This is a genomic window from Belnapia arida, from assembly GCF_016773205.1.
Lineage (GTDB): Bacteria > Pseudomonadota > Alphaproteobacteria > Acetobacterales > Acetobacteraceae > Belnapia > Belnapia arida.
On record NZ_JAETWB010000026.1, the window covers coordinates 18,972 to 44,955 of the forward strand.

Annotated in this window: 21 protein-coding genes and 1 tRNA gene; 14 read left to right on the forward strand and 8 right to left on the reverse strand. The window is 68.0% G+C overall.

The window, feature by feature from the left end; all coding sequences use genetic code 11:
- Positions 1-202: 202 nt before the first annotated feature.
- The 3 genes from JMJ56_RS34990 to JMJ56_RS25735 all read left to right on the forward strand — a co-directional run bounded on the left by JMJ56_RS34990 (position 203) and on the right by JMJ56_RS25735 (position 2,890).
- Positions 203-958 (forward strand): M48 family metalloprotease, encoded by a 756-nt coding sequence (locus JMJ56_RS34990; RefSeq protein ID WP_268885104.1) that lies wholly within the window; start codon positions 203-205, stop codon positions 956-958.
- Between the two features lie 314 nt (positions 959-1,272).
- Positions 1,273-1,404 (forward strand): hypothetical protein, encoded by a 132-nt coding sequence (locus tag JMJ56_RS34995; RefSeq protein WP_268885103.1) that lies wholly within the window; start codon positions 1,273-1,275, stop codon positions 1,402-1,404.
- Positions 1,405-1,552: 148 nt separating this feature from the next.
- Positions 1,553-2,890: a CinA family nicotinamide mononucleotide deamidase-related protein gene (locus JMJ56_RS25735; protein ID WP_202834621.1), complete on the forward strand. Its 1,338-nt coding sequence runs from the start codon at positions 1,553-1,555 to the stop codon at positions 2,888-2,890.
- Positions 2,891-3,044: 154 nt separating this feature from the next.
- Here the strand turns inward: JMJ56_RS25735 and JMJ56_RS25740 are convergent, their stop codons facing one another.
- Complete coding sequence (locus JMJ56_RS25740) at positions 3,045-5,042, reverse strand: molybdopterin-containing oxidoreductase family protein (RefSeq protein WP_202834622.1); 1,998 nt, start codon at positions 5,040-5,042, stop codon at positions 3,045-3,047.
- Here JMJ56_RS25740 and JMJ56_RS25745 point away from each other — a divergent pair.
- The 5 genes from JMJ56_RS25745 (at position 5,041) to JMJ56_RS35665 (ending at position 9,476) form a co-directional block, all read left to right on the forward strand.
- Entirely contained in the window at positions 5,041-5,334 is a 294-nt protein-coding gene (locus tag JMJ56_RS25745) for a hypothetical protein (protein WP_202834623.1), read from the forward strand. The two genes, JMJ56_RS25740 and JMJ56_RS25745, sit on opposite strands and share 2 nt — an antisense overlap.
- Before the next feature lie 500 nt (positions 5,335-5,834).
- Complete coding sequence (locus JMJ56_RS25750) at positions 5,835-6,854, forward strand: Bug family tripartite tricarboxylate transporter substrate binding protein (protein WP_236038530.1); 1,020 nt, start codon at positions 5,835-5,837, stop codon at positions 6,852-6,854.
- Positions 6,855-7,140: 286 nt separating this feature from the next.
- A complete protein-coding gene (locus tag JMJ56_RS25755; RefSeq protein ID WP_202834625.1) occupies positions 7,141-8,385 on the forward strand; it encodes an MFS transporter in 1,245 nt (414 codons plus the stop codon).
- Between the two features lie 306 nt (positions 8,386-8,691).
- Complete coding sequence (locus JMJ56_RS35660; protein ID WP_407927950.1) at positions 8,692-9,087, forward strand: Bug family tripartite tricarboxylate transporter substrate binding protein; 396 nt, start codon at positions 8,692-8,694, stop codon at positions 9,085-9,087.
- On the forward strand, positions 9,087-9,476 hold the full coding sequence (locus JMJ56_RS35665; protein ID WP_407927953.1) for a Bug family tripartite tricarboxylate transporter substrate binding protein: 390 nt from the start codon (positions 9,087-9,089) through the stop codon (positions 9,474-9,476). Before JMJ56_RS35660 ends, JMJ56_RS35665 begins: the two co-directional genes overlap by 1 nt.
- 38 nt (positions 9,477-9,514) lie before the next feature.
- On the opposite strand, the gene JMJ56_RS25765 is transcribed toward JMJ56_RS35665, so the two are convergent.
- Positions 9,515-10,966 carry a glycoside hydrolase family 1 protein gene (locus JMJ56_RS25765; protein WP_236038532.1) on the reverse strand — a complete coding sequence of 484 codons (1,452 nt, stop codon included), beginning with the start codon at positions 10,964-10,966 and terminating at the stop codon, positions 9,515-9,517.
- A 30-nt stretch (positions 10,967-10,996) separates the two neighbouring features.
- Complete coding sequence (locus JMJ56_RS25770; protein WP_202834626.1) at positions 10,997-12,586, reverse strand: ABC transporter substrate-binding protein; 1,590 nt, start codon at positions 12,584-12,586, stop codon at positions 10,997-10,999.
- A gap of 303 nt (positions 12,587-12,889) precedes the next feature.
- Here JMJ56_RS25770 and JMJ56_RS25775 point away from each other — a divergent pair, with 303 nt between their 5' ends.
- On the forward strand, positions 12,890-15,460 hold the full coding sequence (locus tag JMJ56_RS25775) for an EAL domain-containing protein (protein WP_328702473.1): 2,571 nt from the start codon (positions 12,890-12,892) through the stop codon (positions 15,458-15,460).
- Between the two features lie 174 nt (positions 15,461-15,634).
- On the opposite strand, the gene JMJ56_RS25780 is transcribed toward JMJ56_RS25775, so the two are convergent.
- A tRNA-Gly gene (locus JMJ56_RS25780) sits at positions 15,635-15,709 on the reverse strand.
- A 117-nt stretch (positions 15,710-15,826) separates the two neighbouring features.
- Here JMJ56_RS25780 and JMJ56_RS25785 point away from each other — a divergent pair.
- Positions 15,827-16,567: a CoA transferase subunit A gene (locus tag JMJ56_RS25785; protein ID WP_202834628.1), complete on the forward strand. Its 741-nt coding sequence runs from the start codon at positions 15,827-15,829 to the stop codon at positions 16,565-16,567.
- Positions 16,564-17,214, forward strand: a complete 651-nt coding sequence (locus JMJ56_RS25790) for a 3-oxoacid CoA-transferase subunit B (protein ID WP_202834629.1) — start codon at positions 16,564-16,566, stop codon at positions 17,212-17,214. Before JMJ56_RS25785 ends, JMJ56_RS25790 begins: the two co-directional genes overlap by 4 nt.
- A 9-nt stretch (positions 17,215-17,223) precedes the next feature.
- On the opposite strand, the gene JMJ56_RS25795 is transcribed toward JMJ56_RS25790, so the two are convergent.
- Positions 17,224-18,468, reverse strand: a complete 1,245-nt coding sequence (locus JMJ56_RS25795) for an ABC transporter substrate-binding protein (protein ID WP_202834630.1) — start codon at positions 18,466-18,468, stop codon at positions 17,224-17,226.
- 93 nt (positions 18,469-18,561) lie between these two features.
- Between JMJ56_RS25795 and JMJ56_RS25800 the strand changes: the two genes are divergently transcribed.
- Together JMJ56_RS25800 and JMJ56_RS25805 are read left to right on the forward strand one after the other, a co-directional pair.
- Complete coding sequence (locus JMJ56_RS25800; protein WP_202834631.1) at positions 18,562-19,167, forward strand: 2-hydroxychromene-2-carboxylate isomerase; 606 nt, start codon at positions 18,562-18,564, stop codon at positions 19,165-19,167.
- A complete protein-coding gene (locus JMJ56_RS25805) occupies positions 19,167-21,476 on the forward strand; it encodes a xanthine dehydrogenase family protein molybdopterin-binding subunit (protein ID WP_202834632.1) in 2,310 nt (769 codons plus the stop codon). The genes JMJ56_RS25800 and JMJ56_RS25805 overlap by 1 nt, the downstream gene beginning before the upstream one ends.
- Here JMJ56_RS25805 and JMJ56_RS25810 read toward each other — a convergent pair.
- From JMJ56_RS25810 to JMJ56_RS25820, 3 genes are all read right to left on the reverse strand, one after another.
- Positions 21,469-21,915: an RrF2 family transcriptional regulator gene (locus JMJ56_RS25810; RefSeq protein ID WP_202834633.1), complete on the reverse strand. Its 447-nt coding sequence runs from the start codon at positions 21,913-21,915 to the stop codon at positions 21,469-21,471. The genes JMJ56_RS25805 and JMJ56_RS25810 overlap by 8 nt on opposite strands.
- Positions 21,916-22,124: 209 nt before the next feature.
- Positions 22,125-22,865 (reverse strand): cold-shock protein, encoded by a 741-nt coding sequence (locus JMJ56_RS35385; RefSeq protein WP_202834634.1) that lies wholly within the window; start codon positions 22,863-22,865, stop codon positions 22,125-22,127.
- A 173-nt stretch (positions 22,866-23,038) separates the two neighbouring features.
- Positions 23,039-24,439, reverse strand: a complete 1,401-nt coding sequence (locus tag JMJ56_RS25820) for a helix-turn-helix domain-containing protein (RefSeq protein ID WP_202834635.1) — start codon at positions 24,437-24,439, stop codon at positions 23,039-23,041.
- A 145-nt stretch (positions 24,440-24,584) separates the two neighbouring features.
- Between JMJ56_RS25820 and aceA the strand changes: the two genes are divergently transcribed.
- Positions 24,585-25,937: an isocitrate lyase gene (gene aceA / locus JMJ56_RS25825; protein WP_202834636.1), complete on the forward strand. Its 1,353-nt coding sequence runs from the start codon at positions 24,585-24,587 to the stop codon at positions 25,935-25,937.
- The last annotated feature ends 47 nt before the right edge of the window (positions 25,938-25,984 follow it).

Genomic DNA, 25,984 nt, shown 5'->3' on the forward strand with positions numbered 1-25,984 from the left:
TGAGGTTCACCTTTGACCAACATGGGCAACCCGGTAGCCATCCGAACAGTTATCAGCTCGGAAAGCGAACGGAGAAGCTGTCGTGGGCGGCGATCATGCACGGCCAGGTACGAGGCCCAGTGCCGCCGTGGGCGCGTTCCAACCATGCCATGGAACCTTGTTGTCCAGCTTGCCTTGGCTGCCCGCATTCGCTCTTCTCGCCATGTTGTCGACAGCTGGGTGCGGCGCCCGCTTTGCACCGCCCCAGGTCAACCCAGCTGAGCTTGAGGCGGCACGGCTGGCCGTTGTAGAGGGCGTGCCTCCAGCTAGAGGAGTGCAATCGGCCGAGCAGGCAACAGTGGTTCTCACTGCTGTTTCGCAGCGCCTTACAGCGGCCGCGCAGCCGCTCTGCACGGCTTACCTTGGCCAGTCCTGCGGCTTCCGTGTTTTGTTGGATCGGTCCGCGACGCCGCGAGCGGCATTGACCGGACAGGGAGAGGTGACGGTCACGCTCGGCATGATGTCGCTGCTCGGGTCGGAGGACGAGGTGGCGGCCGTGGTGGGACATGAGTTTGGCCACCACGTTGCTGGCCACGTCGGCAAGCGACGTGTCAGGAGTTTCGCCGCCGGCACTGTCGCTGGGACATTGCTGGGGGCGGTGGTGCCCTTTGGCGGCATCGCTGGCTGGGCACTCGGCCAGGGCGCGGCCCAGATCGGTTCCAGCTCGACGCAGCTCGCGTTCTCCAAAGACGAGGAACGCGAGGCCGATTACCTCAGCGGCTATCTTGTCGCCCGCGCCGGATACGACCTCGACCGTGCCGGTCTCGTCTGGGTGAGGCTGACGCGTGGTGGACCGAACGAGGCTGCAGGGTGGCGCGACAGCCACCCTGCGGGGCCGGAGCGGCTGGCGGCTTGGCGAAACACTATCGACGAGGTGCGCGCATCTTCCGACCTCGTGCCACGGCGACCAGGACGGTAGCCGCTCCGCCTGCCGCGAGACGTTACTCCGAGCCGAATAGCTGTGCATCGCTGGGGCGCTCGTGGAGCGGATGGTGGTCGGGCCCGCCGGCGTTGACATCCGGCTCCGGGAGAAGGGACCGGCGACCTCGTCCGAGATCCCACCACCGTCGCGCCCGAGGCACCGATGGTGGCGGCACAACCCCAGGCGAGCAGCGTCACGACCCGGGTGCCGCTGGCCATCCGCCGTAAGCCGGGGCGGAAGACGGTGGTGATGCCGGTGCAGGAGGGCACGCGCAGCGACTCGAGCGGGGGTATTTGGGTACCTTATTGCGCTTGACGCCGCTGACGCTGGACATCGTCGAGGCGATTTTGAATGGCTTGGCTCCAGTCGGCCTTGGGTTGACGCAGCTGCTGGAACCATTTGAGCTCGAATGGGAACAGCAGCGTCGAGGATTTGCTGTCTGAGCCGCCTATGGGTGCTTCCGGACATATCCCAAGGCCTCTTGCTCCTAGCCTCACATGACGCCAGCTACATGAACGGAACTGGTCTTGTAGTCGATGGTAGCCTCGCGGCAGCCTAAGCAGTTGCAAGTGTGGCGGCTCGCCGGGAAGGATGAAGATCGGTTCAGACGGTCCGGAGATGGGCAGCGGCCCGATCCATGTCGCCATGCACCGGGCCAAGGGGAACGACATGCGGATTGAGATTTTGTGCACCGGTGATGAGATACTGACCGGCAAGACCATCAATACCAACTACAGCCATATGGCGCAGCGGCTCGGTGAGGCCGGGTTGGAGGTAGGCTGGGGCACCACGGTCGGCGATGACCGCGCCAGCCTTCTCACGTCATTTCGCCAGGCAGCGGCGCGGGCCGATGCGGTTATCGTCAATGGTGGTCTCGGCCCGACCGTCGACGATTTGTCGCAGGAGATGGCAGCCGAGGCCGCCGGCGTAACCCTCGTACTGCATGAGCCTTGGCTGGCGCGTATGGAAGCATTCTATGCGCGACGCAATCGACCGATGCCGGTCAACAACCGGAAGCAGGCCATGCTGCCGGAGAATGCAGAGTTCCTCGACAACCCGATCGGAACTGCCTGTGGTTTTGCTGTTACCATCGAGGGCACGCGCTTCTACTTTACCCCCGGCGTGCCGCGTGAGATGCGGCGCATGCTGGACGAGCAGGTGCTGCCCCGGCTGCTGGCCAAGGCCGGACTGCAGAGCGTAACTCGGTTGAAGCGCTTCCACTCATTCGGCATCGGCGAGTCACGAGCCGACGAGATGCTGGCGGGCATCGAAGCTTTCGCACCAGGCGGCGGCGTGAAGCTGGGCTTCCAGGCGCACTACCCGGAGTTGGAAACTAAGCTCGCGGTGCGCGGCGCCGTCCCGAGCGAACTGGATCGCAAACTGGCCCCTATGGAGACCGAGATTCGGCGTCGGCTGGGCAACTTCATCATCGCAGAGGACGACCAGTCCCTGGAATCGGTCGTATTAGATGCGCTGCGAGCCCGAGATGGCTCGCTGGCCGTGGCCGAGACCTTTACCGGCGGCATCATTGCATCTCGGTTGCTGCAGGTGGAAGGGGCCGAGGATCTGTTTCGCCGTGGTCTGGTCAGCCGCAACCCGGACCAGTTGGCAGCGGCTGTAGGTACGACGGTAGGGAGCTTCTCGCCAGAGGGGGCTCGGGCGGTCGCTTCGGCACTGCAGGTCCAGAGCGGCGCCACGCACGCGCTTGCTGTGGTGGTCACGATGGATACGGGTGCTGCGGGGATTGAAGCTGGTGGCGCCATCAGTATCGGCTTGGCCGACCTCGAGGGCACTATCGTACGTGAGGCATGGTTAGCCGGCGGCCGGGAATGGGTGCGCCTTGGTGCTGCGGAGATGGGGCTTGACTGCCTGCGGCGCCGCTTGCTCGGCCTGCCGACCGACGAGCGGTTGGACTTCGAGCGGCGCTGAGCCTTGCTGGTTCGGACCTAACCGTGGCGACCAAGGCACTGACCGGCCCAGAGTTGCCAGGCGGCCACCCAAGTAGGTCGTCGTCAGAGCCGAGCGCACTGACGGAGAAGGAGGCAAGGCATGAAGTCCTGCACCGCGTGTATTCAGGACAGTCCTACAGTCCCCTTGCCGGGCGTGCATCGGCCTGTGGCGCGCTCGTGCCTATCACCTCGACGAAGGTGTCATTGAAGGCTGGCTGACCGCCAGGTGACCAGGCAGGAGGGCTGAGCAGGTTCTCCACTGCGCCCTCCTCCTCGCGCGTGCTCCACCACTTCCCCGGCAGGGCGACAACGCCGGGAAGGACGGCATCGGTGATCCGCAGGGTGGCCGGGATCACGCCCTGTGCGTTGCGCACGTGCACCGCCTCCCCGTCGCGCAAGCCCCGTGCGGTGGCGTCGGCCGGCGCCATGCCGATTGTCGGCCCGCTGCCCTCGCTCCGCTGCTGACGGGGCATGTTGGCAAAGCTTGAGTTGAGAAAGAAGTGCGCTTTCGGCGTGAGTAGTTGCAGCATCCCCCTAGTGGGCGGGGCAGGCGGTGGGGGCGGACCGCCGCGCGCGAGCCGCAACCCGGCGCCCTCGAGCCGTGGCGCGGGTTTCGCCATCTTCACCCACCCCGCCTGCTTCAAAGCGTCGAGGCTCACGCCTGGCGGCAGCGCCGAGGCGGCGATCTCCTCGTCGGTTTCGTACATCGCCGGGTGGTCTAGCCCCATCCGCTGCGCCAGCAGTCGCATGATTTCGCCGTGCGACTTCGCCTCGCCAAGCGGGGCGATCGCGGGCAGGTTCACCGTGATGTACTGGTGGCCCCAGGCGCCCAGCACGTCGAAATGCTCAAGCTGCGTCGTCGAGGGCAGCACCACGTCGGCCAGACGTGCTGTGTCGGTTAGGAAATGCTCAAGGACGACGGTGAAGAGGTCCTCGCGCATCAAGCCACGGTGCACCCGCGCCGCGTCGGGCTGCACCACTGCCGGGTTCGTGCCCCAGACCATCAGCCCTTCCACCGGTGGGTCGAGCGCGGGGTCGGTCAAGGTCTCGCCGAGCCGAGCCATGTCGAGGCCACGCGGTGCAGCGGCCGCCGGGATCAGGTCCGCGCGGTCGACCCGTAGGTCCTCCAGTCCCGGATTGGCCATAATCAGCACGCCGCCGCCGCGGTGGCGCCAGTGCCCGCCCAAGATGGCGAGCGCCCCGATGGCACGCACGAAGGCCTCGCCGCCCGCGGTCTGCTGCGGCCCGACGCCGGCCCGGATGACAGCGGGCCGCGCGATGGCGAATTCGCGGGCGAGCCGCAGCACCGTCTCCGGGGTGACGCCGCACGTCCCGGCGACGCGCTCCGGTGTCCAGGGCGCGACCTCAGCGGCAAGTTCGTCGAAATCGGCGCATGCACCGCGAGCGAACTCAAGGTCGGCCAGCCCCTCATCGAGCATCACCCGAGCCATGCCGGCCGCGAGGACCGCGTCGGAACCTGGGCGAAGCTGGACGTGCTCGTCGCATTGCCGCGCGGTTCGGGTGTGGAGCGGGTCGAGGCAGATCACGCGTGCGCCGTGGCGGCGTCGCGCCTCTTGCACGAAGTGCCAGTGGTGATGGCAGGTCGAGAGCAGGTTGACGCCCCAAAGCAGAATGAGCCGGCTTTCCGCCACATCCTCGGGGTCGAAGCCCAGCGGCAGTCCCTCGGAGGCCACAGCTTGGGCGGAGACGCTACAGATGCCGCCCGTTAGCCGGCTCGCGCCAAGGGCGTGGAAGAGGCGCATGGGCGCGCGCCGCTGCACGACGCCCATAGACCCGAGATAGCGATGGGGCAGCAGCGCCTCCGGGCCGCGTCGAGTGGCGATCTGCCCGAAGCGGCCGGCGATCAGGTCGAGAGCCTCATCCCAGGACACTCGCTCGAACAGGCCGGAGCCCTTCGGACCGCTGCGGCGCAGCGGGTGCAGGAGGCGGTCAGGGGCGTAGGTCCGGGCCTGGTAATCGTTGACCTTGGCGCAGAGCACGCCGCGTGTGAACGGGTGGGCCTTGGCGCCCCGTACAGCAGTCACACGCCCGTCGTCGACCTCGGCTACCCAGGCGCAGGTGTCCTGACAGTCCAGCGGGCAGCAGCCCTTCACCTGGCGCACGTCACCCATGCCCCGCTCCCTCCCTCTGGTCGCCTTCGTCCTTGATCGAGGCTACGCCTGTCCCGAGAAGCGGCGCCAGCGCAAAGGAGGCAAAGGACAGGACATGCTGGTGCCAGTCGAGCAGACGGGCACCCACCATACGGGCATCGGTGTAGCGCCTCGCGGCATGAGCGCGGCCACCAGCACCACGTTCCGGATGCCGCTGGCCATTCGACGCCGGCCGGGGCGGAAGACGATGGTCACGCCGGTGCTGCGGGTCGGCGCTAACACCGTCCGACGCGGGCTGACCAAACGCTTGTGAAGACATCGGCGCGGGCGTTCCGGTATCAGCGGCTGCTGGACGGGGGGCTACACCTTGATCAGCGAGATGGCAGCGGATTGTGCGGGGCTACCACAGAGCGCTGTTGTGGCTGACGCTGCTGGCACCGAACCTCGTAGGGGCCATCCTGGATGGGCGAGCGTCTAGAGCCGTCACGTTGCCGGCCCTGCTAGACATCTTCCCATTCGAGCGGTCTGAACAAGCTACCGTGGTGTCTTTGCTTAACCCGTAGCCAAGGCCCGGCCCGCCGGAACCGCCGAGCCTGCTCAGTTGACGGCGCCGTGCCGAAGCATACCGTTTACTTGAAGGCCGAAATGGAGGTGACGAACGTTTAGGTGCTGCAGACGCAACGCACTCGCACAAAGGTTTTCGGTTGCCGCGGTGGTGGGCACCGCCATCCAGGACCGACTCTGCTGGACGCTGTAGCTGCAGCTCACGCTTTTCGTTGCCGAGCCGAGCCACCGACGCGCGGGGAAGTAGTTATGATTGGGGACACGATCAACGTCGGCCGAAACCGGTACGCACCGGGTTGCGGAACGCGCCGTGCCTGGCTGGGCATCGTGGGCGCGACCTGCGCCGCTGCGGCCACGCGCGCCCAGCGCTTGGCCTGGCCCACGCAACCAATCCGCTTTATCGGAATCTTTCCGCCCGGCGGAGGAACCGACATCCTTTCGCGCATCTGGTGCAATCGGATGGCCGAGATCACGGGCCAGTCTTTTGCTGTCGAGAACCGCTCAGGTTCGGGCGGGAATGTAGGCACGGAGGCGATCGCGCGTGCCACACCGGATGGCAACACGATTGGGCTCGCCTCAGTCTCCTCCCTCTCGATCGCGCCTACTCTCTACCCTCGGCTGCCCTACGACGTCGAGCGCGACTTCTCCTATATCTGCGGCCTGTGGCAGTTGCCGAATCTGCTTATCGTGCGCCCCGGCGTTCCAGCCCATAGCGTCCCTGAGCTCATCGCGCTCTGCCGCCGCGAGCCCGGCCGCTTCAGCTTTGGGAGCTCGGGCGCCGGCACCACGCTCCACATTGCGGGCGAGATGTTCAAGCATATGGGCCAAGTGAACATGTTGCACGTGCCCTACCGCGGAGGCGCGCAGGCCTACAACGACCTCTTGGGCGGCCGCGTCGACATCATCTTCGGCAACATCCCCGAGGCGCTGCGCCTCTCGCGCGAGGGTCAAGTGCGGCCGCTCGCCGTGACCGGCGCTAGGCGCAGCCCGCAGGCGCCAGACGTGCCGGCGATGTCGGAGTTCCTGCCAGGCTACGAGATCAACTCCTGGGGCGGGGTGCTCGGCCCCGCCGGCATCGAGCCCGGAATCATTGAGCGGATCGCCGAGGTCGGGCGCGAAGCGGTTGAGAGCACCGAAGTTCGCCGTCGCTTCGAAGAGGCGGGTGCCACGGTGTGGTGGACACCACCCGCGGGCCTTGCAGAGTTCCGCCGCGAGAATGAGACGCGCTTCGCGCCGCTGGTCCGGGCTTCGGGCGCGCGGGTGGAGTGAACAGCCGGAGGAACGGCGCCTCCAGATGACGTGGGGGCTCTCGCGCCCCCTCGGTCCGTCGGGCCTTTAGTAGATCGTGAGCGCGCTCTCAGACTGAGCGGTGGTCGCGCCCACAGGCCCTCGGCGGGGAGAGATTGGAGCCGCCTGATGTGCCGACCGAGGTAAACCTAGGCGGTTCGGCGCTGCTCTTCCGGTGTAGTGTGAGTGTTCTTGCCCTTGGAACGAGGCAAAACCGCGCCCGTTTCATTGGCTGTTCCACTCCGCCGTCCTGATCCGGAGCCCTCCCATGAAGCAGCGGGGCGCTGAGCGCGCACTGGACGCCCTGAGTTTCTTCGTCTCCGACGCCCGGTATGGGCTCGGCGCCTATCTCGGCATCTATCTCCTGGCCGAACACGGCTGGGATCCGGCGAGCATCGGTGCCGCGCTCTCGGTCGGCATGCTGACCGGGCTGCTGTCGCAGGCGCCTCTCGGCGCACTCGTCGATGCGGTGCAAGCCAAGCGCGCGCTGATCGCGGGCGCGGTCGTGGTGATGACCGCAACCTGTCTTGTCATCCCGCTCGCGCCTCAATTCTGGTCGGTGGCGCTGGCGGGGCTAGTCGGAGCCATGGCCGGCGTCACAATCGGGCCGACGCTCGCCGCCATCTCACTCGGAGTAGTTGGCCCGGCACGCTTTGCCCGCCGCGCTGGGCGGAACGAGGCGCTGTTCCATCTTGGCGACGGTACGATTAGCCTGGCGATCCTGCTCACCGCGCCCTTCTTCGGCAACGCGGTGCTGTTCTGGTCCATGGGTTTTACGGCTGTTGCCAGCATTGCGGCTGCCGTGGCAGTTCCTGCGGGCTCGATCGATCACGCTGTCGCCCGGGGCCTGCTACCCGGCGAGGTGACGAATGCGGCACAGCCCACGGCTTGGCGCGTGCTGCTGGGCTCCCGGCCCCTGTTGATCTTCGCGGCTTGTGGCGCTCTGTTCCACCTCGCTAATGCCTGCATGCTGGGGCTGGTGTCGCAGAAGCTGGCGCTGGGCAATCTCGGCCAGGGCATCGCGCTCACAGCGGCCTCCGCCATCGTCGCACAGGCGGTCATGGTACCAGTCGCGGCGTTGGTCGGGGTGCGGGTGGATGCCTGGGGACGCAAGCCGCTGCTGCTGGCCGCCTTCGTCGCCCTGGTGCTGCGGGGGACGCTCTATACCCTCTCCGACGAGCGAGCCTGGCTGATCGGGATCCAGCTCCTCGATGGGGTTGGTGCGGGCCTGATTGGCGCGCTCTTCCCGATCGTGGTCGCCGACCTGACGCGCGGCAGCGGGCACTTCGCGGCCGCGCAAGGCGTGGTGGCCACGATGCACGGGATTGGCAGCATGATGAGTATGGTTCTCGGTGGGGTGCTGGTGGTGTGGGCCGGGTATGACACCGCCTTCCTGGTGCTCGCCTCGATTGCCGCCCTGGGTGGCATTCTGGTCTGGTCGGCTATGCCTGAAACTCGAGGGGCGCCGGCGATGGGCATGGCGGCCAAGACCGAATTGAAATCAATTGCCTGAGCCCCTCGGTTCGTCGATGACGCAACCCTGCTTGGGGGTGGTCAGGGACGTGCCTGACCCGCATCATGGCGTAGCAGAGCCAACCTCCGCCCGGGAGAGAAAGCGTCCCTTATACTCCGCCGTCATGCGCTCACACTCGGTGCCGCGGTCGCGGCCAGTCCCCTGGCTGCACAGCCGCAACAGGACGGGGCCGAAGCCTGGCCCAGCCGCCCCGTCACCATCCTCGTTCCCTTTGTCGCAGGCGGCCCGTCGGACATCGTCGCCCGCGTCATCGCCCAGTACGGCGGCCAGTCACTTAGCCAGCCGGTGGTGGTCGAGAACCGGACTGGTGCGACCGGCGAGGTCGCGTCGCGCCTGGCCCGGGCGCAGCCAGACGGGCACACTCTGCTCGTGGGCTCGATCGGCGTCTTCGCCATTAACGCCGTGCTGCGCCCGAACCTCGGCTACGACCCGCTGGCCTTCACCCCCATCACGCTGGCGGTCACCACGCCGAATGTGCTGGTGGTGAACCCGGACAAGGTGCCCGCGACCGACTTGCGCGGCGTCATCGACTGGCTGCGGCGCAATCGTGGCCGTACCAGCTACTCAACCAGCGGCGTCGGGTCCTCGGACCAAATGACCATGGAGCTTTTCAAGCAGCTCACAGAGACCGAACGACTCACGTCCCTTATGCAGGCGGAGCGGCGGCAGCCACTGACCTGATCGCCGGCAACGTGGAGCTAAGCTTCCAGAACCTCGGCACGGTGGCGGGCCATATCCAGGGCGGACGGCTGCGCCCAATTGTGGTCACCAGCGCCGAGCGCCACCCGGTGCTGCCCGATGTGCCCACCGCCAGCGAAGCGGGGTTGAAGGACTTCGTGGTCACTTCCTGGCAGGCCCTCATGGCTCCTCCTGGTATGCCTGCGCCGCTGGTCAGGCGTCTGCACACCGTTGCAACCGAGGCGCTGCGCCATCCCGAGGGACGGCAGCGGCTTGAGCAGGTCGGCTTCACGGTGGAGGCGGGCTCGCCCGAGGCGTACGCCGCCTTCCAACGCGAGGAGGTGGAGCGCTGGCGCGGCGTAGTGCGGACGGCAGGCATCAAGGCGGAATGATCGGCCGCAAGTATGGTGCGCCACGCACTGCCTGGTGGTCAGTTTGCCCGACCTGAGTGCTTTCCGAACTGCAGCGCAAATAAATGCTGCTGCCACCGGAGCTCAGTCGCCAAGGGCGCATGGACGGGGCGGCGGCCACTCCCGTTCGGCTCCAGCTCGAACAGGCCATTGGCGCAGTAGCGGTCATCGTCCCACCCGGGATGGCCAAGAATGGGATAGAGGCAGACGCCCTCGACCGGAACGCCTCGCCGAACGGCCTCACGCACCTCGCCGCCGACGTGGCGCAGCCAAGGCGCACGGAGGTCGTCCTCAATGCTGGTCTCGGCCAGGAAGAGTGGGCAGCCATAGCGCCTGTGGACGGCCGCCAGGAGCGCATGCAGCGGGCGGGTGCGCGGGTCGAAAGGTGACAGCGGCTCGCCCTCGCATAGCCAACGTCCCTGAGGCAGCCATTCCCCCGCGCAACTCCACTGATTGTTCCAGTAGTAGTTGACGCCCACCGCGTCGAACGTCTCGGGCCCGCCACCAAGTGCAGGCTCCACCCGCCCAGCAAGCATGTCCCAGGCTTGGAACTGCGCCCTGTTGTACCAAGCTTCAGCGAGCTCTGTATCCTCGCTCCGTTGCGGCACGACATGGATGATCGGCTCAATCGCGAGAATCCGAGCCCCTGGCGTCGCTTCGCGCACCGCCCGTGCCGCGGCCGCCGCGGCCCGCACGAGCTGGCGCTTAAGCTCAAGGCCACGTCCGCGCGCGGTGGGGTTCATCCTTGCCATGTCACCGCCGGCCCAGGCCAGGAAGGAGATCTCGTTCACCGGGCAGATTACGGGCGGGCTGCCGGTCTCCTCGAGATGCAAGCGGGCGAAGGCCGCGGCATAATGAGCTAAGCGGTCCACGAAACTGACTGAAAATACGTCCAGCCCGTCCGGCCAGCCATAGTGGCACAAGTCCCAGGACACCTGCACGCCCGCGGCTTCTGCCGCGCGGAGTAGCGGCAGCACGGGTGACCAGTCGTACCATCCCGGCGTGCCGCCCTCCACGAGGTGCCAGCGCACGCCGTCGCGGGCGGCCGTGATGCCGTGTTCGGTCAGCTGGAGGTAGTCAGAAGCCGCCAGCTGGTCGTGCCGCGTGGCCGCGATCAGGTCTAGCCGCCGCCCGTCGGCACGACGCTGCGTTGAGCACTCAAAGCCACCGAGGAAGAAACTCCGGAACAGCCCCGGGCGGAATGGCGCGCGCAGCTCTGGTGCCGCAGCGGCACCAGGCGTCTCTCCGAACATCGCTGCCCCTGCCTTGATGGCCACCCCGGCCAGCAGCTGACGGCGGGCAACAAGGGTCAACGGTGGGTGGGGATGTCTATCGACATCGGCCTCCTCGGAGAGCTTCGGATTGCTGGCTGCTGCATTATGGCGGCAGCCTCTACATGTTTCCACTCTGGCGGCGCCACCCGGCAAACACGGTGCGAAAAGCCGGGCGAGAAACCCATCTAGGTCCGCCAAGGTGCCCATCCCGTTCCCGAAGCCTCGCCGTTAGGACGGCCGCACGCCCCAGGGATAAGGCATGCTGCCTTTCATCAGTCCGGTGATGGATTTCCGGTAGGCAGTGCGGATGAAGAACTGCCCGAGAGGGATGGTCGCCACGTCGTCTTGCGCCAGCTTGTTGATCTCACTGCCCAGTGACTTCTGGCGCTCCGCGTCGGGCGCATCCATCCAGGCCTGGACCAACTCCTGCATGCGGGGGTTCTCGTACCAGCCGAACCATCCGGACTGGCCTGGTCCTTTCACCAGAGAAGACACCGCCGGATTCAAGTACGCCAGGGACGAGCCGTAGGTGTGGAAGATGCTCCAGCCACCCTGCTCGACTGGCTCTTGGCGTACACGGCGCTGAACGACTGTGCCCCAGTCGCTCTCGGCAAGGTCGACGTTCATGCCCAGCCGGCGCAGCACGTCAGCCGTGACCTGGCCATGGGGACCGATCAGCGGAAAGTCCGTTGGGTTGATAATGGTCACCTTATCGCCGCGATAGCCGGAGGCAGCGAGCGCGGCCTTGGCCCGATCCAGGCTGCGCGGCGGACTGGTGAGTTCTGAAAGATCTTCCGCTCCGAGCGGCGTGCCGCAGGGGAACAGGCTCCGGCACTCGCGCCAGACCGACTGATCATCACCGAGGATCGCACGCATGTAGTCGGCCTGGTTGACGGCGAGCGCCACGGCCTGCCGCGTTTTCAGATTGTTGAACGGTCCCTGTAGGTGATTAAGCCGCATGAGGCTCATGAATCCGGCAGGATTGAGCACTTCGAGCGTGATACTGCGGCTGCGGGCGAGCGTAGGGATGAGATCCGAAAGCGGCTGCTCTACCCAGTCGACCTCGCCGCTCTGGAGCGCGGCCGCGGCGGTCGCAGGGTCGGGCAGGATGTGCCACTCGATGCGCGGGAAATGCGCGACCTTGCCGCCCGAAGCCCAGTCAGACGGCTCCTGCCGCGGTACGTAGCCCTCGAACTTCGTATAGGTTACGCGACTTCCCGAGACGAACTCATCTTTCAGGAAGCGGTACGGACCGGACCCAACAACCTCGCTGACTTGAGCGTTTGCATCAGTCGCGGCCAAGCGCTCGGGTATGATGAAGGCCACGTTGGCGTCGGGCTTGGCGAGAGCGTCAAGCAAGAGCGGGAACGGTCTGGTCAGCCGGATTTCCAGCGTGCGATCATCGGCGGCGCGCCAGGCTTCTACAGCTGGCGCCAAGAGCTGGCCGAACGGGTCGCGCTTTGACCAACGTGCCAGGCTCGCGGCACAATCCTGGGCGCGCACGGGCTCCCCGTCGTGGAAGCGGAGCCCTTCCCGCAGCCGGATGCGCCACACACGACCATTATCGTAAACCGTGTGACCCTCTGCCATCTGCGGTCGAGGCCTGAGTTGCCCATCTACGGCGTAGAGCGTGTCATAGACATGGTACCCGTGCATTTGGGTCACGATCGCACTCGTCCAGATCGGATCAAGCGCGGTGAGGTTCGCCTGCGGCACGAAACGCAGCGTGGCAGCTTTTGCCGGTTGCGCGACGGAGGGCGAAGCGAGCATGGCACCACCCAACGCGGCAATGCCCCGGAACAGCGTCCGGCGTTCCATAGCGCCCATTTCTTCCTCCCTGAGCAGTCGCCGAGGCTAGGAGGAGCTCCATTGAACGGTCAATCGGACATAGCTGCCACTGCGGGCGGCCGTCTATTCCAAGTAGACTCGTTGCGGTCGCCGTGCATCGAGTTACTAAATTTGCTCGGTTTTTTCCGAGTTAGTATTGGTTGCTCTTCCACAGACTCACGAAACTGTAATCTTGAACGCCCAGATTGCAGGCCCAGTGCCGGGTTCACCTGTGTAGCCTGATTTTTGTCCAGGAAAGCGACGTCGGCTGGAATGCTGCGAGTTCTAACGTGCGTGACAGTTGAGCATGACCACCGGCTGGTCGTTCTTGCCGTCGTGGTCTGCGCCGTCGCCTGCCTGGCGGCCCTCAACATGTTGTCACGGCGCGAGGCGGCCTCGGGGTGGCCACGAACGGCTTGGTTAGCCGGGGCAGGCGCTGTTTTCGGCTGCGGTGTCTGGGCCACTCACTTCGTCAGCATGCTGGCTTTCCAGCCCAGGCTGCCGAGTAGCTACGAGGTCACGACCACACTGCTGTCGGCAGCAGTGGCCTCCCTCGGCGCCTGGGCTGCTTTCGCAGCTGCCGACGCCCTGCAACAACGCCAAGGTCAACTCGCAGGAATGATGGCAGGCGGGATGCTGCTCGGCGGGTCGATCGCCGCCATGCATTTCATCGGCATGGCAGCGATGCACCTCCCGGGCACAATCCTCATTGATCCCGATTTGGCCGCCACGGCGGTGGCCATCGCACCGCCACTCGCTGCGCTCGGCCTTGGGCTCGGCGCCTGGGGCGCCCGCCTGCCCCGCCGTCTCGGCGGCGCCGCACTTCTTTCGCTTACCGTCCTTGGCATGCACTACACGGCCATGGCAGCAGTCGAGATCATCCCCATTCCAGGCGACACAAGCGTTCCAGAGCCCGGACTAGCGCATGGTGTCCTGATCGCGGGGCTGTCAAGCAACGGCAGTCTTATCCATACAGGAACGCTCGCCATTGCGGTTGTCGGGGCCAGCGCCGTGATCCTCGCGTTGAGCCTATCGGGCGCGCTCGTCGACCAAATCCTGACCACGCGTGCGGCGAGAGAGGCGACGCGACTGCGCCAACTCGCTGGGGCCGCGCTAGAGGGTATTGTGATCCACCGCGACGGGACCATCCTGGACGCCAATGCGGCCTTCTGCCGCATGGTTGGGCTTGCCCATGGACAGGTGGTCGGTCGCGACGCGGTCGACCTCGTGGACGCGGCCGACACGGAGTTGGTACGCCAACGTCTTCGTCACGGGGCGACCGAGATGGCGGAGATCCGCTTACGCGCGGCCGACGGTGCAGTTCTACCGGTCGAGGTACTGACCCGACCGATCGAGCATGATGGTCGCCCAGCCACCGTAACGGCCCTGCGCGACATTTCTGAACGGAAGCGCGCCGAGGAGCGCATCGATTTCCTCGCCCACCACGACCATCTGACCGGCCTGCCCAATCGCGTCCTCCTGGACGAGCGGCTGCGGCAGGCGCTGGAAGCCGCCGTTGCGACGGACGGCTCGTACGCTATCCACTGCATGGACCTTGACCGCTTCAAATCGATCAATGACGTCTTCGGACACCCAGCTGGCGACCGGCTGCTCGTCTTCGCGGCAGAGCGGCTCCGCGCGGCTGTGCGTGCGTCGGACACGCTGGCGCGCACCGGCGGAGACGAGTTCGTGGTCGTGCAACCCGGTGCCGGGCGCGCCGAGGCCGCCTCGCTCGCGCGCCGGCTCGTCTCGGTCCTCTCGCAAGGCATCCAGCTCGAAGGCCGAAGCGTCTCTGTCGGGACCAGTGTCGGCGTGGCCCTGTACCCTGCGGATGGCACGACTGGGGAAAGGCTGCTGCGCCACGCGGATACGGCACTCTACCGCGCAAAGCGCGAGGGGCGCGGTACCTTCCGCTTCTTCGAGGAAGCCACAGACGGGCGGATGCACGAGCGCCATGCGCTGGAGCACGACCTTGGCGAGGCGCTCGCGCTCGGACAGCTCGACCTGCACTACCAACCGATCATGGATTGCCCGACGGGCCGCCTCGTTGGCTTCGAGGCCCTCGCCCGGTGGCACCACCCCGTACGCGGTCCTGTCTCTCCCGCCGAGTTCGTGCCTGTCGCGGAGGAGTGCGGCCTCATTCTGCCGCTTGGCCGCTGGGCGCTGGAGACCGCCTGCGCAGAGGCCGCCACATGGCCGTCCGAAGCCTGCATTGCGGTTAACCTCTCTCCTGCGCAGTTCCGCCAGCCCGGGCTGCCGCAGCTCGTCGCCGATGTGCTGCGCAGCACCGGCCTTCCCGCGGACCGACTCGAACTCGAAGTGACAGAGGGATTGCTGGTGGATGACACTGACCGTGCCCTCGCCGCGCTCGCCGCCATCAAGCGCCTGGGTGTCCGCCTGGCGCTTGACGACTTCGGCACGGGCTACGCCAGCCTGAGCTACCTGCGCCGCTTCCCCTTCGACCGAATCAAGATCGACCGCTCCTTCGTGAAGGGACTGGGCTGCGACGCCGACGCGACCGCCATCGTGACGGCGATCCTGGCTCTATCGCGCAGCCTTCAGCTCGGCGTCACGGCGGAGGGCGTCGAGACGGAGAGGCACCTGGCGTTGCTACGTGCCGAGGGATGCCAACGCGCCCAAGGCTTCCTCCTCGGCCGCCCGGTGCCGGCCACGCGCATTCGGGAACTCCTCACCGTGGCACCGCATGGCGCCGCACCGCCGAGAGCTGGTGCTGCACCTACTGGGCGAGCAGACGTAGGGCTTGGTGCCTTGGAGAGCGTTAGCGACGCCTATTGGGTGAGCAATCGCTCCGCTGAATCCCGATCAGCCAGGCTGCACCAGGATCAAGGAAAAACAACGCTCTAGACCTTGTTGGCAAAGTCGACCAACCCTCAAGGTCCGGAGAGTCTCCGGCACTTCGGAGAGAAAACCCGCTCCCGTTCCGCCATTGCACCATCAAGGTTACCGCGGAAACCCAGGCCAAACCTGCGCCTCAGCACATCGGTCTGGTTGGGAGAGACAGGTTATGTGGGTACCGACTGGAGCGGGCGAAGGGATTCGAACCCTCGACCCCAACCTTGGCAAGGTTGTGCTCTACCCCTGAGCTACGCCCGCACCGTTCGGCGAGGCGCCCGTGTACCACAGTTTCCCGGTCGCGCAACCCCCCTCTCGCCAGGGCTGGACGCGCCTCCCGGCACGGGTCACGCTTCCGGTCAAAGGAGAGGAGGCGGCATGAGCAGGCGCGGCAAGGTTTTCGGCAGCTTCGCCGAGGCGATGGTGGACATCCCGGATGGCGCGACCATCGCCTTCGGCGGCTTCGCCGGCCCGGGCACGCCCTACAATCTCACTCGCGCCCTGCTAAAGCACGGGGCGAAGCGCCTCACCTGCATCGCCAACACCACCGGTGGAGCGCATCAGCCGCGGATGCCAGATATCGGCATGCTGGTGGAGAACGGCCAGGTGGCGAAGGTGGTCTGCGCCTTCACCGCCGCCACCCGCCCGACGGATGTGCTGCCCTTCACCCCCTATTATGAACGCGGCGAGGTGGAGGCGGAGCTGGTGCCACAGGGCACGCTCGCCGAGCGGCTGCGCGCGGCCGGCGCCGGCATCCCCGCCTTCTACACCCCGACCGCAGTCGGCACGGAACTGGCAGAGGGCCGTGAGACGCGAGCAATCAACGGTCGGGACTACCTGCTGGAATACGCCCTGCCCTGCGACTACGCGCTGATCCGCGCCTGGCGGGCCGATGCGGCGGGCAACCTGCAATTCCGACTCTCGCAGCGGAATTTCTGCCCGTTGATGGCGATGGCCGCCCGCACCACCCTCGTTGAGGTGGAGGAGCCAATTTTACCCGCCGGCACCCTCGACCCAGACCAGATCCACACCCCCGGCATCTTCGTCCACCGCCTGGTGCCGATCCCTCCGGCGCCTGAGGGGCTCTGGGCCACCCGTCGGCAGGAGCGCGCGAAATGAATGCCCCCTCGAACAAGGGATGGGATCGCCAGCAGATGGCCGACCGCCTTGCACGCGAGTTTCAGGATGGTTGGATCGTCAACCTCGGCGTCGGCATCCCAACGCTCTGCTCCAACACCGATATCGGCGAGCGCGACATCACCTACCATGCCGAGAATGGCGTCATCGGCTACGGCCCGGTGCTGCCGCCGGGCGAGGAGGACCTGCACCTCGTCAATGCCGGCGGGCAGAATGTCTCGCTCAACCCGGGCGCGGCCATCGTCCACCATGCCGACAGCTTCGGCATCATCCGCTCCGGCCGCATCGACGTGACGGTGATGGGCGCCTACGAGGTCGCAGCCAACGGAGACTTCGCCAATTGGAAGATCGGCGGCGCCAAGGGCGGCGGCATCGGCGGCGCGATGGACCTCGCAGCTTGTGCCAAACGGGTTTTCATCATCCTCGAGCACGGCACGCGCAAGGGCGAGCCGCGGCTGCTCCGCACTTGCACCCTGCCGGTGACGGCGCGCGGCGTCGTCACCCTGGTCGCCACCAATCTCGGCCTCTTTGCCCCGGCGGGCGATGGGTTCGCCGTCCGTGAACTCGCACCCGGGGTCAGCTTCGAGGCTGCGCAGCAGGCGACGGGGGCGCCGCTGCTGCCCGCATAGGGCGCGCGGTCAGGCCGGCCGCAGCGCCGGGCACTCGCTCTCGGCGGCCGGGCGGAAGGCTTGGTCGCCGGGGATGGTCTTCACCACCTCGAGCAGGTCCCACTCGCCGCGGGACTCCGCCGGGCGCTTGGCGCGCATCAGCAGCATGTCGCGAATCACCCGGCCATCCTCGCGGATGCGGCCGCCCCGCGTCGTGAAGTCGTCGATCGGCATCTCGCGCATCTTCGCCATGACGGCCGGCGCGGCATCGGTGCCCGCGGCCTGGACCGCCTTCAGGTAATGCGTCACGGCGCCCCACATGCTGGCCTGGAACATGGTCGGCGGCCGGCCGTGCAGCCGCGCGAAGCGGGCGGCGAAGGCCCGTGACCCCTCGTCCCGGTCCCAGTAATAGGCCTCGGTGAAGACCAGCCCCTGCGCCGTCTCGAGACCGATCGCCTTGACGTTGGTGAGCAGGCAGAGGAGCGCCGCGGGCTGGATGCCGCGCCGGATCAGGCCGAACTCGCCCATCTGCTTCACGGCGTTGATCAGGTCCGTCCCGGCGACGGCGAGGCCAAGCACATTGGCGCCTGATTGCGCGGCGCGCAGCAGGTAGGTGGAGAAATCCGTCTCGTTGAGCGGTGCCCGCGTGGTGCCGACCACCTCGCCGCCCAGGGCACGCACGGCCTCGATGCCGTTGGCCTCCAGCGAATGGCCGAAGGCATAGTCCGAGGTGATGAAATACCAGCGCCGCCGCCCCTCGCCAATCATGGCGGAGACGGTGCCGCGGGCCAACGCGTAGTTGTCGTAGGTCCAGTGCACCCCGTTCGGCGAGCAGGCGCGGCCCGTCAGCTCCGTCGTGCCCGCGGCAACGGAGACGTTGATGCGGTTCTTCTCCCGCGTCAGCTGCTGCACGGCCAACGCGACGGCGGAGTTGCCGATGCCGAAGATCGCATCGACCCGCTCCTGGTCGTACCAGCGGCGTGCGATGCCCATGCCGATATCGGGGCGGTTCTGCAGGTCGCCGAAAACCAGCTCTATGGGGCTGCCAAGCACCCGGCCGCCGAAATCCTCGATCGCCATGCGCGCGGCGACGACATCGCCCATGCCCTGCTGGTCGGCGAAGGGGCCGGACATGTCGTCCAGCACGCCAAGCTTGACAACATTGTCGGAGGCCTGGGCCAGGGCGCGGCCCGCAGGCCAGATGGCCGCGGCGGCCAGCAGCACCGCCCTTCGTCCGGCCGGCAGCCCCGGCCGGGGCGCTTCGTCCTTGGTCATTCTGTATGTTCCTCCGCCAACCGGGTTCTCTGCGCGGTATTCCCGCGACTGCCCCGAACATGCAGACTGTCCCACAGCCGGAGGAATGCCGCCATGAGCCTGCATATCGACTACTATGCCTCGCTGAACTCGCCCTGGACGCATCTCGGCGCGGCGCGGATCGAGGCGCTGGCGGCGCAGCATGGCGCGAGCCTCCGCATCTGGCCGGTTGATTTCGGCACCATCTTCGCCGGCTCTGGCGGCCTGCCGCTGCCGAAGCGCAGCCCGCAGCGCCAGGCCTACCGGCTGCAGGAGCTGGCGCGCTGGCGGGAGGCGCTCGGCATCCCCATCCAGATCCAGCCGAAGCATTTCCCGGCCAAGGAGCTGCCCGCCGCCGCCTGCGTCATCGCCGTCCGGGAGACGATGAGCGACGCATCCGCCATCCGCCTCGCCCACCGCATCCTCAAGGCCTGCTGGGAGGATGAGCTGGACCCGGGCGACGCGGCGACGCTCACCCGGCTGATCGAGGAATGCGGCCTCGACGGCAAGGCCGTGCTTGACCTCGGCCAGGAGCCGCGCTGGGCCGAGATGCGTGCCGCCGACAGCGAGCGGGCGCTGGCCCGCGGCGTCTTCGGGGCGCCCTCCTATGTCGTCGGCGAGGACATCTTCTGGGGCCAGGACCGGCTGGAATTCGTCGCCCGCCGGCTGGCGCGCGGCTGATGCCGGAGGGCGAGGCCGGCCGCTCCGTCCGGCGGCGAGAGGATCTCCGCTTCCTTACTGGCGAAGGACGCTATGTGGGCGATATCGCGGTGCCGGGCGCGCTGCACGGCGTTGCGCTGCGCTCGCCGCATGCCCATGCCCGCATCCTCGGCCTCGATGCCACGGCGGCACGAACCATGCCGGGCGTCCGCCTCATCCTGACCCATGCCGACCTCGTGGCAGAGGGCATCGGCCCCCTGCCCTGTCCGGCCGTGGTGGCGACCGTCGCGCCCATCATTGTCCCGGCCCGCCATGCCCTGGCTGGCGAGGCTGTGCGGCATGTGGGCGAGCCCGTCGCCTTCATCGTGGCGGAGACGGCGGCCGCGGCGCGCGATGCGGCCGAGGCCATCGCCGTGGAGTACGAGCCACTGCCCGCCGTGGTGGAGAGCCGCGCGGCGCTCGCCCCCGGCGCGCCGCAGATCTGGCCCGAGGCGCCAGGCAATGAGGTCTTCCGCTTCGAACGCGGCGACCGGGCAGCGGTCGAGGCCGCCTTCGCCGTGGCCGCGCATGTGGTGGAGCTCGACCTCGTCAACAACCGCGTCCACGCCGCGCCGATCGAGCCGCGCGGCGCCGTCGCCCGCTGGGAGGGCGGACGCTTCGACCTGCTGCTGAGCGGCCAGGGCGTGCACGGCATCCGCCGCCAGCTCGCCCACGACGTCTTCCGCCTGCCGGAGGAGGATTTCCGCCTGCATTGCCCTGATGTCGGCGGCGGCTTCGGGCTGAAGAACTTCCTTTTCCCCGAATACGTCTGCCTGCTGCTGGCGGCGCGGCGCCTCGGCCGGCCGGTGGCCTGGACGGCCGACTACACGGAGGAATTCCAGGCGGCCGTCCATGCGCGGGACCTGCGTGGCCGGGCGCGCCTCGCCCTCGATGCCGAGGGACGGTTCCTGGCGCTGCATGCCGACCTCGCCGCCGACATGGGCGCCTACTGCTCCTCCCACGGCCCGGCCTGCCCGACCAACTCCGTCTCGACGGCGATCGGCGGCGTCTATGCCATCCCCGCCATCCGGCTGGAGGTGACGGGCGCCTTCACCAACAGCGCGCCGGTCGATGCATACCGCGGCGCCGGCAAACCGGAAGCCAATTACCTTACCGAGCGGCTGGTCGAAGCCGCGGCGCGCCAGCTCGGTATGGACCCGGTCGATTTGCGCCGGCGCAACCTCGTTACACGCTTCCCCCATCGCAGCGCGCTCGGGATGCTGATGGATACCGGCCGCTTCGCCGACAACCTGGCGGAGCTGGAGGCGCTGGCCGACCGCCTCGGCTTCGCCGCTCGCCGGGCGGAGAGCAAGGCGCGTGGCCGGCTGCGCGGCCTGGGCATCGCCTGCTTCCTCGAGACCTCGCGCGGCGCGCCGCATGAATGGGCCGCCCTGCGCTTCGCCGCGGACGGGACGATGGAGCTCTGTCTCGGCACCCAATCCAACGGCCAAGGGCATGAGACCAGCTTCCCGCAATTCGCGGCGGCCTATCTCGGCCTGCCGGCGGAGCGCTTCCGCCTCGTCCAGGCCGATACGGAGGTCATTCCCTTCGGCAACGGCCATGGCGGCGCCCGCTCGCTGCATGTCGGCGGCACCGCGCTGGTGATGGCGATGGACGCGGCTCTGGAGAAGGCCCGCCCCATCGCCGCCCATCTGCTCCAGGCGGCGCCCGAGACACTGGACTATGTGGAGGGCCGCTTCGTCGTGCAGGGGACGGAGCGAAGCGTGGCGCTGGAGGCCGTCGCCAAGGCGGCGCGCGACCCGGCCAGCCTGCCCGAGGGCATCCCGCCCGGGCTGGACGCCGAGGCGATGAACCTCTCGGAGCTCGTCACCTTTCCCTCCGGCGCCCATTGCGCCGAGGTGGAGATCGACCCGGAAACCGGGCAGGTCACGCTGCTCCGCTACCAAGCCGTCGACGACTACGGCCGCCTCATCAATCCGTTGCTGACGGCAGGGCAGGTGCAGGGCGGGCTCGCCCAGGGCATTGGCCAGGCGCTGCTGGAGGAGGTGGCCTATGAGCCGGGCTCCGGCCAGCTCCTCTCCGCCTCCTTCATGGACTACTGCATCCCCCGTGCGGAGGACCTGCCGCCGCTGGAGGTCGCCTTCGGCGAGCTGCCGACAGCCTCGAACCCGCTCGGGGTGAAGGGCTCCGGCCAGGCGGGCGCGATCGGCGCGCCGCAGACCGTGGTGGCAGCGGTGCTGGATGCGCTGGCGCCGCTCGGCATCACCCATCTCGACATGCCGCTGACGGCGGAGCGGGTGTGGCGGGCGATCCGGGCGGGGGTCAGATGACGAAGTTCAGCGGCTCCACCACCGGCCGCTTCACGCCGGCGGCGGCGGCGCGCTTGATGAGGTCGGCGACGGTCAGCTTGGTGAGGTGGTCGCGGCAGAGCCCCTCCAGCTCGCTCCAGAGCGGCGCCACCACGGCAGCCTGGAGCCGCCCCTGCGGCGCATCCGGGGCGCCATCCTCGTCGAGGGCAGTGGAGACGATCTCGGCGAGGCGCAGGTCGCGCGGCGGCCGGCCGAGTCGGTAGCCGCCCTTCGGTCCGCGGATGCTGTCGAGCAGGCCGGCCCGGGAAAGGGATTGCAGCACGGGCTCGATGCCCCGCCGGGCCTGGCCCAGCCGCTCGGCGATGTCGGCGGCGCTCACCGCTTCGCTGCGTCCGGCATGGAAGGCGACATCGAGCATGATGGCGATGGCGGTCATCGCCCTTTCGCGCCGCAGCAGCATCCGACCAACCCTCCCCGGCGATTCAACGCCCTGGGACCGTGATATGCCGATGCGCCAGGCCGGGCAAGGCCCCGACCGCGTGAGGCGGCAGGAGGCAAAGCAAAATCGCCACAAGCCAGTAGGCTTGCGGTGATCAACTCACGCACAAAAACAAGGGTAGGGCTGGCTTCACCCGTGCATCGCGCGGGTGAAGCCAATCCAGTTCACGCCTAGTCGCGCGTCAGCGTCGCCGCCTCAGGGCCCTTCTTGCCCTGAACGACCTTCATCACCACTGCCTGACCCTCGGCCAGCGGGGTGAGCCCGCTGCGCTCCAGCGCCGTGGCATGGACGAAGACATCGCGCCCGCCGCCCTCGGGGGAGACGAAGCCGAAGCCCTTCTCCGGGCTATACCACTTGACGGTGCCGCGCATCTCCTGTGCGTCGCCCTGAGGCATGAAGCCGCCGCCACCGCCGGGAGCGCGGGGCGGACGCGGGCCGCCGAAGCCGCCACCGGCACCGGCACCGCCACCATAGCCGCCACCCCCGCCGGCGCCATAGCCGCCGGCCATGCCGCCGCCGCTGCGCGGCGCCTGGGCCTCGCCGGCGCTGGTGATCTCGATCACCTCGGTCACCTGCTGGCCCTTCTGGCCCGGACCAACACGAACGCGGAGCCCGGCGCCCGGGTTGACCGCATCGCTGCCGGCCCGCTGCAGCACCGAGACGTGCAGGAAGGCATCGCCCGAGCCGTCACCCAGCTCGACGAAGCCGAAGCCCTTCTCGGGGTTGAACCACTTCACCGTGGCCTTCAGCTCCGGCCCAGAGGCGAAGACCGAGGGCGTGCGGGCCATCGGCGGACCGCCGCTGGAGAAGCTCGGCGGCGGCGGGGCCCAACCGCCCGGGAAATCGGGTGTATCGTCGTCGAAGCCGCGCTTGCGGGGCTTACGGGGGCGCCAGCTCTCGTTCTTGGCCATATCGGAAACTCTTCGGTGCTCCTTAAGCCATGCCCCTTCCTTGGTGCACGGCCCGCCGCCCCGGCCCATGAGGAACCGAAGTCTGGCGATTGCCAAAACTCGCGGCACAGCGAGCCGCGGTCAAGGGGCAGTTCAGCGCTAGAGCCGTGACAGGGCGATAAATCGACGCAATCTCACCTCCTCGGCGTGCTGAACTGGTAGGGCGCGGCGGTCGTGACCAGCGGGTCGAGCGCCAGCCGGTGCTCCAACGGCGGGAATGCGCGGCTGCGGCAGTCCAGCCGGTCGCAGAGCCGGCAGGAGAGGCCGATGCCGACCATCGCCTTCTCCAGGTCAAGCCCGTCGCCATAGACCACCTCCGGCGCGCGGGAGAGGTCGCAGCCCATGGCGACCACCTGCACCGCAGCCGGCTCGCCCCATCGCGTCGGCGCGCCCGGCACGGTGCGCGCGAAGCAGAGGAAGGTGCCGCCATCCGGCAGTTGCGCCAGCTGCACCCGCACCTGGCCCGGCGTGGCGAAGGCATGGTGGACGATCCATTTCGGGCAGCTGCCGCCGAAGCGGGCGAAGGGGAAGCCCGCGGCACTGAATCGCTTGTCGACATTCCCTGCCGGATCGACGCGGAGGAAGAAGAAGGGCACACCCCGGACCCCCTCGCGCTGCAAGGTGGTGAGCCGGTGGCAGGCCTGCTCGAAGGAGGTGCCGAAGCGCGCCGCCAGCGCCTCTACGTCATGCCGCAGGCCGCGCGCGGCGGTGCCGAAGGCCGCATAGGGCATCAGCAGGGCGCCGGCGGCATAGTTCAGCAGGCCGATACGGATAAGCGCCGCCGCCTCCGGGCTCGATGGCTCGAAGCCGCCGAGCGCGGCCTGCACCGCCTCGCCCGCTTCCAACAACATAAGCTGGAAGGCGAGGTGGAAGCCGCGGCTTTCGCGCGGCAGGGATTCCGAGAGGTCGAGCCGCCGCCCCTGCGGATCGTAGCGGCGCAACGTGCCGGGCAGCGGGCCGACGACGACGGTGAGGCCGTGTCGCTCGCGCAGCCGCTGGGCGACGGCGTGGTTCATCTCGGAGGGCAGAGTCGTGCGCATCTCGGCGGCGATCGCCTCCGCCGCCGTCTCCAACACAGGAAAGTGGTTGGCGCGGTCATGGAAGAAATCGCGCGCCTCCTCCGTCGGCAGCAACAGACGGCGCCCGGTCGGCAGAGCGATGCCGCCGCTGTCCTCGCGGGCCACGCGCCAGGCACGGTAGAGCGCCAGCATCGCCCGCCCGGCATGCGGCGCGCTGCCGGCGATGGTGGCAACCTCCTCCTCCGGCACCTCGTCGAGGCCGAGCAGTGGGTCGGAGAGCACCTCGCGCAGCCCGGTCTCCAGCGCCTTCTCGCGGATGCCGGAGAGCGCGGCGATATCGACCTGCAAAGCCTCGGTCAGCTTGATGAGCAGGCTGGCCGTGACGGCGCGCTGGTCGTGCTCGATCAGGTTCAGGTAGCTGGCCGAGATGCCAAGCCGGGCGGCCAGCGCCTGCTGCGCCAAGCCTTTTTCCTGCCGCAGCCGACGGATGGTGCGACCGATCAGCGGACGTGTCACGCTTCACACCTTTTACAGTTTTCACCGCGTTCCTGTGAGAACACCGACAGGTTTGCAGCCTGCAGCGCGATCTAGGTGCTGAACTTCGGCCCCGCAATGTGAATTATTCACTCGCCTAACGAGACGTGATGGACCGGAGACACGAATGCGCCAGACACCTGCCCCTTGCTTTGCGCCCGACGGCAGCCTTGGGGGCGAGCGGCCCGATCCCGGCCGCTTCGAGGGCATCCGCCGCGACTACGGCCCGGCCGATGTCGCCCGCCTCGCCGGCAGCTTCCGCATCCAGCATACGCTGGCCGACCGGGGCGCCCGGCGCCTCTGGCAGCTGCTGAAGACCGAGCCCTATGTGAACACCCTCGGCGCGCTTACCGGCATGCAGGCCTTGCAGCAGGTGAAGGCAGGGCTGAAGGCGATCTACCTCTCCGGCTGGCAGGTGGCCGCCGACGCCAACACCGCCGGCACCATGTACCCGGACCAGTCGCTCTACCCGGTCGACAGCGTCCCGAACGTCATCCGCCGCATCAACAACGCGCTGCGCCGCGCCGACCAGATCGCGGTGCAGGAGGGCCCAAACGGGAAGAATGGGGGCGACACCACGCATTACATGGCGCCGATCGTCGCCGATGCCGAGGCCGGCTTCGGCGGGGCACTCAACGCCTATGAGCTGATGCGCGCCATGATCGATGCCGGCGCCGCCGGCGTGCATTTCGAGGACCAGCTGGCCTCCGAAAAGAAGTGCGGCCATCTCGGCGGCAAGGTGCTGGTGCCGATCCAGCAGCACATCCGCACGCTGAACGCCGCCCGCCTCGCCGCCGATGTGGAGGGCGTGCCGACCGTCCTCCTCTGCCGCACCGATGCCGAGAGCGCGCAGCTGCTGACCGCCGACATCGACGAGCGCGACCGGCCCTTCATCACCGATGAACGAACGCCGGAGGGCTTCTTCCGCATCCGCCCCGGCATGGGCAAGCAGTATGCGATCGCCCGCAGCCTGGCCTACGCGCCTTACGCCGACCTGCTCTGGTGGGAGACCTCCGACCCCGACCTCGACGACGCGCGCGACTTCGCCGAGGCGATCCAGCGCGAGTACCCAGGCAAGATGCTCGCCTACAACTGCTCACCCAGCTTCAACTGGCAGCGGAAGATGGGCATCGAGGCGGCGACGGCGTTCCAGCGCGAGCTGGGTGCCATGGGCTACAAGTTCCAGTTCGTCACGCTGGCCGGCTTCCACAGCCTGAACCTTTCCATGTTCAAGCTGGCGCGCGGCTACAAGGACCGCGGCATGGGCGCCTATTCGGAGCTCCAGCAGGCGGAGTTCGCCGCCGAGGCCGAGGGCTTCACCGCCATCCGGCACCAGCGCGAGGTGGGCGTCGGCTATTTCGACGCGGTCGCCACCACGGCGGGCGGCGGCCAGTCGAGCACCACGGCGCTCGCCACCAGCACCGAGGCCGCCCAGTTCCACGATCACGCGCCGGCGCACGAGCCCGCTCCGGCGAAGTAGGCACCCGGCCCCGCACCGCGGTGCGGGGCCACCTCCCCCAACCCACA